The sequence below is a fragment of the Streptomyces populi genome (assembly GCF_002911015.1).
GTDB classification, from domain to species: Bacteria; Actinomycetota; Actinomycetes; order Streptomycetales; family Streptomycetaceae; genus Streptomyces; species Streptomyces populi.
Genome location: NZ_KZ626919.1, coordinates 1 through 12947, shown reverse-complemented (window position 1 = coordinate 12947; position 12947 = coordinate 1). Strand labels below are relative to the sequence as shown.

General features: G+C 71.6%; 8 protein-coding genes. 6 read left to right on the top strand and 2 right to left on the bottom strand.

Translation table 11 applies throughout. The features are described from left to right. The first annotated feature begins 78 nt into the window (after window positions 1-78). Window positions 79-1449 (top strand): SMI1/KNR4 family protein, encoded by a 1371-nt coding sequence (locus CW362_RS30500; protein WP_103552840.1) that lies wholly within the window; start codon window positions 79-81, stop codon window positions 1447-1449. A gap of 152 nt (window positions 1450-1601) precedes the next feature. Here the strand turns inward: CW362_RS30500 and CW362_RS30495 are convergent, their stop codons facing one another. Both CW362_RS30495 and CW362_RS30490 read right to left on the bottom strand, forming a co-directional pair. After that, window positions 1602-2078, bottom strand: coding sequence for an iron chaperone (locus CW362_RS30495; RefSeq protein WP_103552839.1), 477 nt, complete (start codon window positions 2076-2078; stop codon window positions 1602-1604). 58 nt (window positions 2079-2136) lie between these two features. Then, window positions 2137-2562: a pyridoxamine 5'-phosphate oxidase family protein gene (locus CW362_RS30490; RefSeq protein WP_376453479.1), complete on the bottom strand. Its 426-nt coding sequence runs from the start codon at window positions 2560-2562 to the stop codon at window positions 2137-2139. Between the two features lie 225 nt (window positions 2563-2787). Between CW362_RS30490 and CW362_RS30485 the strand changes: the two genes are divergently transcribed. The 5 genes from CW362_RS30485 to CW362_RS30460 all read left to right on the top strand — a co-directional run. Further along, complete coding sequence (locus tag CW362_RS30485; RefSeq protein WP_103552837.1) at window positions 2788-5586, top strand: ATP-binding protein; 2799 nt, start codon at window positions 2788-2790, stop codon at window positions 5584-5586. A 338-nt stretch (window positions 5587-5924) separates the two neighbouring features. Then, window positions 5925-7541 carry a phospholipase D-like domain-containing protein gene (locus CW362_RS30480; RefSeq protein WP_240658118.1) on the top strand — a complete coding sequence of 539 codons (1617 nt, stop codon included), beginning with the start codon at window positions 5925-5927 and terminating at the stop codon, window positions 7539-7541. Between the two features lie 484 nt (window positions 7542-8025). Continuing rightward, window positions 8026-10311 (top strand): FdhF/YdeP family oxidoreductase, encoded by a 2286-nt coding sequence (locus CW362_RS30475; RefSeq protein ID WP_103552861.1) that lies wholly within the window; start codon window positions 8026-8028, stop codon window positions 10309-10311. Between the two features lie 36 nt (window positions 10312-10347). Continuing rightward, a complete protein-coding gene (locus CW362_RS30470; RefSeq protein WP_162684275.1) occupies window positions 10348-10677 on the top strand; it encodes a hypothetical protein in 330 nt (109 codons plus the stop codon). Between the two features lie 419 nt (window positions 10678-11096). Continuing rightward, window positions 11097-12947: hypothetical protein (locus tag CW362_RS30460; protein ID WP_162684274.1), on the top strand; the 1851-nt coding region annotated here is incomplete at its 3' end.

The window sequence follows — 12947 nt, the reverse complement described above, 5'->3', positions numbered from 1 at the left end:
GCCCCGGTCCGCGCCTCGTGATGTCAGAGCCCCCACCCATAATCTGAATCACCGAACACGTATTCAGGAGGTCTGCTCGTGCCCACACTTCATGACTTCACCACCTGGCGACCCTTGCTGCGCCTGTTGCACGCCGCTCACGCGGAAACGCTCGCTGCACCCGGTGGGCATGTGGCGGGGCAGATCAGTCCCGGAGCATGGAGTGTTCCGCTGCCGTTCCGGCCGCCGCAGCCGGGGCGTGCCTCACAGGTCTCCGACAACCAGGAGCAGTTCGACGCCGTGGGCCAGATCGTCGAAGCGCTCAAGGAGAACGGGAGCGACGGCGTCTCCTTCGTCCTGGAGGCATCTTCCGTTCCCGGCGATGTCCGGCTGCATCTGATCAGCATGGGCTCTTCCGTGGAGCCGGGTGTCGCGACCGCGCACCCGGGCACGCTTCTTCTCGCGGACGGGGCACTGCCCGAGCCGGCACGCCGCCTGCCCGAGCCGGTGCCGGGCGCGGTGCCGGCTCCGTCCGCGGACGTGGAACTGCTGCAGCGCACTCTTCGCGAACGGCTCCCGCACACGGTGGGTGCCTCCGACGAGGAGATCGCAGCGGTCGAGGCGCGTCTGGGCGTGCCGCTGCCTGCCGAGTTGAGAGCTCTGTACCAGGTCGTCCCGAGCCGGTACGAGGACTGGGACGACTACCGGGAGCCGTACGACACCGTCGGCTGCGAACTCCTTCCTCTCGACGAGGTGTACGTCGCCGACGCGGCTTCCCGGCACGTGCTGTGGCAGTTCGGTGCCATGGAAGCGGTCGAGACGGGGCCGGAGGACGTCGTGCAGGGGCTCGTCGGCTCGCCGGGCTGGATCGTCTTCGGTGACAACGGCGGCGGAGACCGCATCGCCATCGACCTCACACCGGGTCCGGACGGGCACGTCGGGCAGGTGATCATCATCAGTCACGAGGAGAACATCGGTGCCGGACTGGTCGCCGACTCCCTCACCGACATGGTCGTCCACCGTCACTTCGACGGTCGGCCGGTCAGAAGAACCGAACGGCCGCCACTCGTCGCCTACGTCAATCACGCCTCCGTCCCCAGCGTTGAGGCTGCCGCCCACCCTGGCCTGGAGGTCCTCAGTCTCGGGGTCTTGGAGAAGGCGCCTCTCAGTCTCGCCCCCGTCTTCGGCCTGCCGCGTCTGCGGACCCTCTCCGCCTATCCCGGTACTCTCGCCGATCCCTGTGAGATCGCCCGGCTCACCCATCTCGAGTATCTGGAGCTCCCGCCCGCGGAGTGGCGCGTCCTCCTCGATGCGGGGGCTGTGCCCACCGAACTTCTCGCCGCAGACATCACGGCCCACCGGCAGCAGGACAACCCGTTGCAGACCATCGCCCTCGCCAACGAGATCCTCGCCCTGTACGGTCGGCCGCCGATCGCCGACAGCACGGTGCTGGAGGGAGCGGTCTCATGACGGGGACCGTCGCGGGAAGGCTGGGACGACCAGGTACACGGCACGGAGAAACTCAAGGTCCCTTCGGCCGGGCCGGGCCCGACCTGACCTGGCCCGACCCGCCCCCGACTGACCCGCCCCTTCTTGCCGCTCCCTCCGGTGTGCGTGCCGGGTCAGGCCACCGCTGTGCCGAGGAGTTCGCCGATGCGGGCCTCCACGGCGGGCGTCAGTTCGGTCAGGGCGTAGGTGGTGGGCCACATGGCGCCGTCGTCGAGGTGCGCCTGGTCGCTGAAGCCGAGTGTGGCGTAACGGGACTTGAACTTCGCCGCGCTCTGGAAGAAGCAGACGACCTTGCCGTCCCTGGCGTACGCGGGCATGCCGTACCAGAGCTTGGGGGTGAGGTCCGGGGCGGCGGACCGGATGATCTCGTGGAGGCGTCCGGCGAGGGCGCGGTCGGTGTCCGTCATCTCGGCGATCTTCGCGAGGACGTCCTTCTCCCCGTCCGCCTTGGCCGTGCTCGGACTGCGGCGTGCGGCGGTCTTCAGTTCCCGGGCGTGGTCCTTCATCGCGTCGCGTTCCTCGGCGCTGAAGCCGTCGTACGCCGTGCCGGCCGTCGCTCCGCCGCGGGCGGGCTTCTGTGTGTTCGTCATCGTGGCTCTCCTCGGTGTACCGGGTGTGTTCAGGGTGATCGGGGGTGTCGCGGCGGGGTCAGCCGAGCCAACGGCCGTCGCGCATGAGGTCGCGTCCGGCCAGTTCGTCGGCCTCGCGCCAGGCCTGTACGCGGCGCGGGGTGACGCGGAACCAGCTGTACGGCGTGGTCTGCGCGCGGGGGTCGAAGCCGGTGCGTGCGGCGAAGCGTTCCACCTGCTGTCGCGGCGGCCCGTCGGATTCGAGGACTTCGACGTCGCCGTCGATCACGGTGACGTCGCGGGTGGGGCCGAGTGCCAGCCGGGTGGTCCGGCAGGCGGCCAGGTTGCGGCCGGTCGGGCTGGCGGCCAAGGTGGCCATCAGCAGCGTTTCGCCGTCCCAGTAGAAAGACAGCGGCACCAGGTACGGTGTCCCGTCGGCCGAGGCGCTGGCCACCCAGACGTCGACGTCGTGGGTGAGGCGGTGCTCGGTGTCGCGGCGTCTCACCGCTCGGGAGCGAGGTCCGGCGTTCACCGGGCGTGCCGGGCGGCGGTGTGCGGCACGGCTGCGCCGTGGCGGGCGAACGAGCTGGTCATGCTTGCTCCTGTGGTGTGGGTCAGAGCCAACCCCTGTGTGTCGCACCGGGGTTGATCGGCGTGCTCACAGCCTCTCGCGGGTGGGGTGGGGGGCGCCTCCGTGCCGACCACGGAGAGCACCACGGATAATGACCCCGTGTCCACTGACGTGATCTCGGCTCGGGAATCCGAAGTGCTCGCGCTGCTCGGGGAGCACCTCAGTAACGCGGAGATCTCCGAGCGTCTGTTCATCTCCGTCCGCACCGTGGAGTCGCATGTCTCCGCGCTGCTGCGCAAGCTGGCGCTGCCGGACCGGCGGGCGCTGTCCCGGCGGGCGGCGGAGTCCGCCCGTGCGGAGCGCTCGTGCCCGGCGCCGGTGCTGCCGGAATCGCTCACTGCGTTCGTCGGGCGGGTGCGGGAGCGCGCGGAGTTGGCGGCGGCGCTGGGGTCGCGTCGGCTGGTGACGGCGGTCGGTCCCGGTGGAGTGGGGAAGACCCGGCTGGCGTTGGCGGTGGCACGTCAGGCTGCCGAGGCCGGTGACTTCGCCGACGGGGTGTGGTTCGTCGATCTGGCCCCGGTCGTCGATGCGCAGCGGGTGGGGGCGGCGGTCGCGGCGGCGGTGGGTGTGGGCGAGCAGCCGGGTCTCGGTGTCGACGAGGCGGTCCTGGCCGCGCTGGCGGATCGCGGGGCGCTGCTGGTGCTGGACAACTGCGAGCAGATACGCGACGGGGTGGCGCCGTTCGTGGAGCGGCTGCTGGTGGCCTGCCCCGGCGTGCGGGTGCTGGCGACGAGCCGGGCCCGGATGATGGTGCCGTTCGAGTGGGTCTTCCCGGTTCCGCCGTTGTCGTGGGACGGCGGGGGCGAGTCGGAGGCCGTGGCGTTGTTCGTGGAACGGGCGGCGGCGGTCGGGCCGGTGCCGGATCCGTCCGTGTTCGACGAGATCTCGGCCGTCTGCGAGCGGCTGGGCGGGATGGCGCTGGCGATCGAGCTGGCGGCGGCGCGGTGGCCGACGCTCGGACCGGACGGCCTGGCCGCCGGGCTCGGCGACCAGTTGGGGATCCTGGCCGGGGGGCCGCGCGCGGAGGACCGGCACCGGTCGGTGCGGGCGGCCCTGGACTGGAGTCACGACCTGCTGGAGCCGCGGGACCGGGCGCTGTTGCGCCGGGTCTCGGTGTTCGTCCTGCCGTTCACCGCCGGGGCGGCCGCCTCGGTGGCGGCCTTCGCCCCGCTGGATCCGGTCGCGGTCACCGACGGGCTCGGCAGGCTCGCCGAACAGAGCCTGCTCACCGCGACACCGTCGGCGACCGGTACCCGGTACCACGCTCTGGAGACGATCCGTCAGTACGGGACGGAACGGCTCGCCGACGCCGGTGAGCTGGCGGACGTGCGGTCCCGCCACCTGGACTGGTGCCTGGCCGGTGCGACGGCCCTGGCGGACGGTGACGGCACGGATCGGCGCGAGCGGTTCGACGCGGTGGCGGAGGACCTGCGGTCGGCCCTGGCCTGGGCCGTGGACCGGCCCGAGCACCGGGCGGACGCCCACCGTCTCGCGCTGTCCCTGGCCGGGCTGGCCTTCACCGGCAACCTGCTCGGTGAAGCCCAGCAGCGGTTCGAGCAGGCGGCCGCGCTCGCCGGTGCCGCGGCGGGGGCCGCCGCGTTGCGGGAGGCGGCGGGGGTGGCCGGTTGCCGCAGGCTCGGCGACGACATGTTCCGGCTGCACCTCGCCGCCGCCGAGGTCGCCCGCGGCGCCGGTGACACCGTCGCGGCGGGCCGTGATCTGGCGGCCGCCGCCACCGTGGCGTATCGCTTCTCCAGCGAGTTCGCGCTGGTGCCGACCGTGGACGAGGTGACCGGCGTGCTCACGGCGGCGCGGGAGCTGTCCGGCGACGGTGACCCGGCGGGCGAGGCGGCCGTCGCGCTGGCCGAGGCGGCCGTGCTCGCGGACGCGTTCGGCGCCGTGCAGGGGGCTGCCGACAACACCGCGGAGCGCACGGTCCGGTACGCGGAGCGGGCGGTCGCACTCGCGCGCGCGGCCGGTGACCCGGTGGGCGAGTCCGCGGCCCTCGACGCACTCTCCGGTGCCCGGACCTGGTCCGGTGACTCCTTCGGCGCCGCGGATGCCGCCCGCCGCCGGATCGGCCTCCTGGCGTCGGTGTCGCACGGGCCGGCCGCGACGCACGAGCTGATGGACGCCCTCGCCATGGCCGCCGGTACCGCCCTGGGCGTCGGGAATCTGGCCCAGGCCCGCGAGTGGAGCGTTCAACTGGCCGACCAGCCGCTGTTCGCCGAGGTACGCCACCACGCCACGTCCTGGCTCCTGGTCACGGACGCCTTCGCGGGCGACGCCGACGCCGTGCTCACCGGTGGCGAGAAGTTCCTCGACGCGTGGCAGCGCAGCGGTCGGCAGCGGTCGTTCTCGCTCGGTCCCGCCGCCGCGTCGGTCGCGATGATCCACGGCCTGCGCGGCGACCACGAAGCCCGGGCGGCCTGGCTCGCGATCGTCGGGCAGGCCGGTACCGCGTCGGAGCATCACCACGGCTACGGCGCGGTGTTCGACGCCATGGTGCTGCTGCACCACGGTGACGCGGAAGCGGCCCTGGAGCGGCTCGCGCCGGAGCCGGAGCGGGTATGGAAGTGGATCTCCTGGATATGGCTGCACTGGTACATGGCGCTCCGGGCCGAGGCCTCGGTACTCGCCGGGCATCCGGCTGCCGGGGAGCGCGTGGAGGCCGGGCTCCGTCTGGTCGCCGACAACCCGGTCGCCGGCGTCCAACTGCAGCGCGCGCGGGCACTGCTGGAGGGCGACGTACCGCGGCAGCTCGCCACCGCCGCGGCATTCGACGCGTCCGGCTGCCACTACCAGGCGGCACGCACGCTGCTGCTCGCCGGAAACGGCCATGCCGCCGCCGGGACGGCGGCACTTGCCGCGCTGGGCCTCGCTCCCGGGGCGCGGTGAACGCACTGAGCGCGTTCGGGCGTCCACCTCATGCCCGGACGCCCGCGCACAGCGCCGAGGCGAGGACGTGTTCCCGCGCCGGGCGTGGTCCGAGGGGTGCGCCGGTCTCTGCCGAGGTGGCCTGCCCCTCGGGCACGGCTACGCCGTTTCGTCATGACCCCGCTCGCGCGGGCGGAAGCGGGTCGGGGGCGACGAGCGGGTCCCGGCACGGGCGGGGCGATCCATGCGCAACCGGGCCGCTCGCAGGGGGAATCACCCTGTCGATGCCCGTGTGCCGTGGCCGTCCTGCGGCTGTGCCGTGTTCGCCACACCGTCATACTCGCTGGTAACTTCTGTGGGTGATCATTTCGCTCCGCTTACAGCGCACAGCGCGTGCCGCGCTGATATCCGCTCTGGCCCTCGCCGCCCTGCCCGCGGCGCCCGCCGCCGCCGCACCCTCTTCGGCGACCCCGCATCTCGACGCCGTGGAACGCACGCTCCGCGAGATCTCACCCGGCCTCGAGGGCGACGTATGGGAACGGACGGCGGGCAACCGGCTCGATGCCGCGCCCGGCGACCCCGTGAGCTGGCTGCTACAGACCCCCGGCTGCTGGGGCGACGCGGAATGCCGAGACCGCGACGGAACCAGGAAACTGCTGGCCAGGATGACCGAGAACATCGCCCGGGCCACCCGCACCGTCGACATCTCCAGCCTCGCCCCCTTTCCGGACGGCGCCTTCCAGGACGCCATCGTCGCCGGCCTGAAGTCCTCCGTGGCCGCCGGACACCACCTGAAGGTCCGGGTCCTCGTCGGCGCCGCACCCCTCTACCATCTCAACGTCCGCCCCTCGCAGTACCTCGCCGACCTGCGGAAGGGGCTCGGCCCCGCGGCGGACGCCCTCAGCATCGACGTCGCCTCCATGACGACGTCGAAGACCGCCCTGTCGTGGAACCACTCCAAACTCCTCGTCGTCGACGGAGAGACCGCGATCACCGGCGGCATCAACGACTGGAAGGGCGACTACCTCGACACCCCGCACCCTGTGACGGACGTCGACCTGGCCCTGTCCGGCCCTGCGGCCGGCACGGCGGGCCGCTACCTGGACCGGCTCTGGAGCTGGACCTGTAGCAACCGCACCAACGTGGCGAGTGTCTGGTACGCCGCCTCGGGCGCGGCGGGCTGCCAGGCCCGCATGGAGCAGGACACCAACCCGCGAACGGTTCCCGCCACCGGTGACGTGCCGGTCGTCGCCGTCGGCGGGCTCGGGGTGGGCGTGGAGGACTCCGACCCCGCCTCCACCTGGCACCCCTCGCTGCCGGACACCGCCGGCACCCGGTGCGTGGCCGGTCTGCACGACAACACCAACGGCGACCGCGACTACGACACGGTCAACCCCGAGGAGAGCGCCCTGCGTTCGCTGATCTCCAGTGCCGGCGAGCACATCGAGATCTCGCAGCAGGACCTCAACGCCACGTGCCCGCCGCTGCCCCGGTACGACACGCGCGTGTACGACGCCCTGGCCGCCAAACTCGCCGACGGCGTCAAGGTGCGCATCGTCGTCAGCGACCCCGCCAACCGGGGAGCCGTCGGCAGCGGGGGGTACTCGCAGATCAAATCCCTCTCCGAGATCAGCGACGCGCTGCGCAGCAGGCTGGTACAAGCCACCGGGGACGAGCAGAGGGCCCGGGCGGCCCTGTGCGACAACCTCCAGCTCGCCCCGTTCCGCGGCTCCGCGAGCGAGACGTGGGCCGACGGGCACCCCTACGCCCAGCACCACAAGCTGATCTCGGTCGACGGCTCGGCGTTCTACATCGGCTCGAAGAACCTCTACCCGGCCTGGTTGCAGGACTTCGGGTACATCGTGGAGAGTCCGGACGCCGCCCGGCAGCTCGACAGCGCCCTGCTCCAGCCGCAGTGGAACTACTCCCGGTCTTCCGCGACCGTCGACTACGAGCGGGGGCTCTGCAAGATCTGACACCCGCCCCGGCCCCGACCGCCGTGCCGCTGCCGTCCGACGACCCGGGCGGCACCGGCACGGCGTGGAACGCCCCGGCGCCCGCTTCGGCGGACAGCCGCGGCTGAGCGGGAGACGTGCCGGACCTGCTCGACGCGGACCGGAGTTCCTCCACGGTGGCCTCGCCGCCCGGGGCGGCGGCGACCAGGATGACGGCCACCTCGGCAGGTGGTGCAAGGACGGATCGGGGTGCGGTCGCGAGGCTCCCGCATTCCGCCGGACCAAAAGGCAAAAATCAAACCGAAAAGGCGAAAAAGGAACAGAATATTTCTTTTTGTCGGATCGGTTTACTGTGAGTTCGGATCCGTTTACCGGGAGTGCGGCAGTCCGAATGGCAGGCCCGGAACGGCGGACTTAGCCTGCCCGAAGGGTATTGTCCGTCCCTCGCACCCCCCGGGAAGGGGTGAGCGTCGTGACCACCAGCAAGGACGAGCACGAGCCCGCGATGGAGCCTCGTGTGGGGCCCGACCTGCAAGGGAAGGCCGAGTTCCGTCCGTACCACCACCCGGCAGCCGGCTGGGGGGCGGCGAAGAGCGTGAGCCGCTTCATGGCGCGCGAGGGCGCCCTTCCTGTGGACGGGCCCCGGGCGATCATGAAGATGAACCACGAGCGGACCGGGTTCGACTGTCCGGGCTGTGCCTGGCCCGACGACACCAAAGGCCTGCACCTCGACATCTGTGAGAACGGCATCAAGCACGTCACGTGGGAGATGACCCGCAAGCGGGTGGGGCGCGAGTTCTTCTCCACGCACTCGGTGACCGAGCTGGCCGGATGGACCGACTACGACCTCGAGGACCAGGGTCGGCTGACCGAGCCGATGACCTACGACCCCGACACGGACCACTACGTGCCCATCAGCTGGAAGGACGCCTTCGACCTCGTCGGCCGGACCCTGCGCGAGCTGGACGACCCGAACCGGGCGTCCTTCTACACCTCCGGCCGACTGGGCAACGAGGCCACGTTCCTCTACCAGCTGATGGCCCGCGAACTCGGCACGAACAACCTGCCCGACTGCTCCAACATGTGCCACGAGGCCAGCGGCAGGGCCCTCCAGGCGTCCCTGGGCACCGGCAAGGGAACGGTGGACCTGAAGGACTGGGAAACCGCCGACGCGCTGTTCATCTTCGGCGTGAACGCCGCGTCGAACGCGCCACGGATGCTCACCGCGCTGGCCGAGGCCCACAAGCGCGGCGCTCAGATCGTGCACGTCAATCCGCTCGTGGAGGCTGCCGCCACACGGACGATCATCCCGCACGACTTCAAGGACATGGCGACCTTCCACGCCACGAAGACGTCCACGCTCAACCTCCAGCCCCGGATCGGCGGCGACATGGCCCTGCTCCGCGGCATGGCCAAGGCGGTCCTGGAGCGGTCCGTGACCGACCCCAAGGCGCTGGACCAGGAATTCATCGATCGCCATGCCACGGGTTTCGAGGAGTACAGGGCGCTGTGCGAGGCGACGCCCTGGGAGGTGATCGAGCGCCAGTCGGGGCTGAGCCGGGACGACGTGCTCAAGGCGACGCGCGTGTACGAGGAGGCCGACCGCTCGATCGTCAGCTGGTGCCTGGGGCTCACCCAGCACGAGCACGGCGTCGACACGGTCCGGGAGATCGTCAACCTGCTGCTGCTCCGCGGGAACCTGGGACGCGAGGGGGCGGGGCCCTCTCCCGTGCGCGGCCACAGCAACGTGCAGGGCAACCGCACCTGCGGCATCGACCACCGCCCGACCGAGGAGTTCCTGGACCGTCTCGCCGAGGCGTGCGGCATCGATCCGCCGCGCGCGCACGGCCTGGACACGGTCCACACCATCAAGGCGATGCACAGCGGTGACGTGAAGGTGTTCGTCGGCATGGGCGGCAATTTCGCGCTCGCGGCGCCGGACACGCCGTACACGTACGCGGCGCTGGAGAGGTGCGAACTCACCGTGCAGGTGAGTACGAAGCTGAACCGCAGCCACGTCGTCCACGGCCGCCGGGCGCTGATCCTGCCGTGCCTCGGACGCACCGAGAAGGACCATCAGCGCAAGGGCATCCAGAGCACCTCGGTCGAGGACTCGATGAGCATGGTCCACCTGTCGATCGGCATGAAGCGGCCGGCTTCGCCGCACCTGCTCTCCGAGCCGGCCATCATCGCCGGCATGGCTCGCGCGGCGCTGCCGGACAGCAAGACGCCGTGGGAGTGGTACATCGAGGACTACGACCGGATCCGCGACACCATGGCCAAGGCCCTGGACGGCTTCGAGGACTTCAACCGCCGTGTGCGGCTGCCGCTCGGCTTCCGCATCAAGCAGCCGGCCCGGGAACTCGTCTTTCTGACCCCGTCCGGGCGTGCCGAGTTCTCCGCTGCCGCGCTGCCCGACGTCATTCCGGCCTCCGACACCCTGGCGCTGGGGACGATGCGGTCGCACGACCAGTGGAACACCACGATCTACTCCGGCAACGACCGCTACCGCGGCATCAAGAACCTGCGCACGCTGGTCTTCATGAACCGAGCCGACATGCGCGAGCGCGGTATCGCCGACATGAGCCCGGTCGACATCATGAGCGTCGCGAAAGACGGCAGCCGGCGGCATCTCGACGGCTACCTCGCAGTTCCGTACGACATCCCGCGTGGTTGCGCTGCCGGCTATATGCCGGAGATGAACGTGCTCTGCGCGCTCGGTGACTACAGCACCCAGAGCGACCAGCCGATCATGAAACACGTCAAGGTCACCATCCGTCCTTCCTCTTGAGCGGGGCTCCGCGGTGGGCGGCTCGCCAGGGTGTCGGTGCCCCTGGACGAGCCTCTCGAGCAGCGGGCACGCACGCTGCTCCGCGGAGGCCGGCCCGGCCGGATCGATCTCCGCCGGCCAGAGCTCGTACGGGGCCTGGGGCGCGGTCTCCATCGTTTCGCCCGGTTCGGGGGCACCGCGTTCGAGGCGCTCGGCCTGGCCATAGAACTTGTTCAGGGCTTGAGGGATCAGGTGAGGTCGCCGGTTTCCCGGCCGGCCGGGCGGGGGTTCGGGCAGTCCGACGAGGGTGTGGACGCCAAGGTGCTCAAGGAGAAGGGCTTTGGGGTGGCCACCGTCGATGAGTTCCATGCGGCCGGTTCGGCGTAGAGACCTTGATCGCGGGGGAGGCTGGGGACCATGGCGGACAGGAGGCGGACGTTCGACGCGGGGTTCCGTGAGGGAGGGAGCGTGCGGATCATCACCGAGACCAAGCCGACCGCACGGGGCGCGAAGGATTTCGGGATCGACGGGACCGCGCCGGCGAGCTGGTTGCTGCGAGCCTGCGGAGTTGACGGGAAACCGCCCGCCGAGTCCGGACGGGTCATCCGGGAAACGCGAGTCCGGACCGATCAGGGGGACCGAGCCGCATGACCGACGTCGCTGCGAGACCGGAGGACGGGCAGATCGACCTGCCCCGTGGACGCGTTCGGAGGGGCAGCCCGACCGAGGCGGCGTAAGCACAGCCGGCGGCCCGTGCGGTCGGGCGCTGTTCGGACCCCTGGAAGGTGGAGGACGCGTCGGTGCGAGTGGGAACGGCAGACGCAGCGGACCTTGAGGTCCTGCTGGACCAACGGCGGTACCGCGCGCTGGAGCGGATCCTCGAGGAGCGTGGCGAGGAGTCGTTGCTGCGCGATGCAGGGGCCTGGACGGTCGTCCTGCGCTCACTGCTGGAACGGGGGCTGGTCGGAGCGGCGGCTGCCATGGCCCGGCGGGCCGAGGGGCGTTTCGCCCCCTCGGACACAGCCGGCCTTTGGGCGCGCTTTCCGGCGTTCTTCACCCAGGACCCCGTAGCCGTGCCGGGGCTCGCGGCCGAGTTGCTCGCCGAGGCACGGCAGACGGCGGACGGCCTTTCGACCCCCCTGGCCGACCGGGCCGCGGCGGCCGAATTCGCCTTCCGGGTCAGTGCGGTGCTGTTCCCCCTCGAAGGAGGGCGGACGGCGCGTCGCGAGGAGGCACTGCGCGACGCAGGAACCGCCGTACAGCTGTGCTGGCGGGCGGGGCGGCCACGGCGTGCCGAACGGGTGTGGCGCGCCGCATTCCGGTTGCTGCGCCAGGCGCCGGCCGATCCGATGGCCGCGGCGGACTGGCTTCGGTCGGCGAGGGAGGCCGCCCGGGCTCGGGGTGACGTGTGGTCCGTGGCCGAGAGCGACTTCCTCCAGGCCGAGGTCGACCTGGAAGAAGCCCTCGCGGCGGCCGAATTCGACAGCGTGTCTCCGCCGCCGGAGTCCTGGGCCGCGCAGGTGCGTGCGCTGCAAGCGGTGGCGCAGCGCATCCGGGCGGGTGGCGGCCTCATGGCCCCGGCCCGGGCGCGGTGGACGGCAGCGGACCTACTGCTGAAGTACGGCGTTCCGGCGGGCGAGGATCTGGCCCGGGCCGCCCTCCGCGGATTCCGTGACGGCGGCGATGTCGGCATCGAACTGGCGATCCGTCACGCAATGCTGCGCTGGTACCTGGTCCGCGGGGACGCGGCCCGGGCCGAGCGGCACCGTGTCCGTGCCCGGAACCTGGCCGGGTGGTCGGGGACGTGGGTGGGCGAGAGCGTCCACGCGGCGGCGGCCCTGGAGGATCTGACCCGGCGCGGCGACCTCGGCCAGGTGGAACTCCACACCGGGCACTCAGGCTGGGTGCAGGAGCCCGTCAGCCGGGCGGTGCAGCGCAGTGCGGCGCTCTCGCTGATGGGCCTGACCCAGGACGCCGTGGCGACCTTGCACGAGCTCGACGACGCGCCGACGGACGAGCCGTCCCCACTGGCCGCGGACGCGGACCTGCTCCTGGGTACCCACCTGACGGACTCCGACCCCGTGGCTGCGGTGTCCGTCCTGCTGCGGGGCGCGGACACGGCGCACGGACAGGGCATGCCCCTGGAGGAAGCCCAGTGTCTGGCGGCGGCGGCATGGGCCGCGGCCGTCGCCGCGCAACGGGGTGCCCCCGTGTCGTCCCCGGCTGAGATCGAGCAGCGGTTCGCGGCGGCGGAGCACCTCATCGGGCAGGCACCGCCCGACCTCACCGCCCACGTCCAGCTGGTCAAGCTCTGCCACCTCCGGCACCAGGACGCCTTCTTCCGCCAGGACTGGGACGGGTGCGTCCGGTACCTGGTGCTTGCCGAGCAGGTCTGCCGCGGCTACGGCCTGGGGCCTCTGCTGGCCGACACCCTCTCGTTCGCTGCCCTCACCCTGATCCAGGGCGGCCGCACGGGAATCGACGTCCACAAGGAGACCGACGCCCTGCTGGTGGAGGCGTCCGAGCTGCGCCGTCGGGCCGACTACGCGGGCGAGGCGTGGCGCGGTCCCTACCACCGGGCGGTCAACGCCCTGGAGTCCGGGGACCGTAACCCTGACCCCGGGATCCGGCGGCAGCGTTGGACGGCGAGCGCCGAG

Excerpts from the sequence above, each read along its gene's own strand:
- CW362_RS30475 (WP_103552861.1), top strand. The coding sequence starts at position 8,026 with ATGGAGCCTCGTGTGGGGCCCGACCTGCAAGGGAAGGCCGAGTTCCGT.
- CW362_RS30495 (WP_103552839.1), bottom strand. The coding sequence starts at position 2,078 with ATGACGAACACACAGAAGCCCGCCCGCGGCGGAGCGACGGCCGGCACG.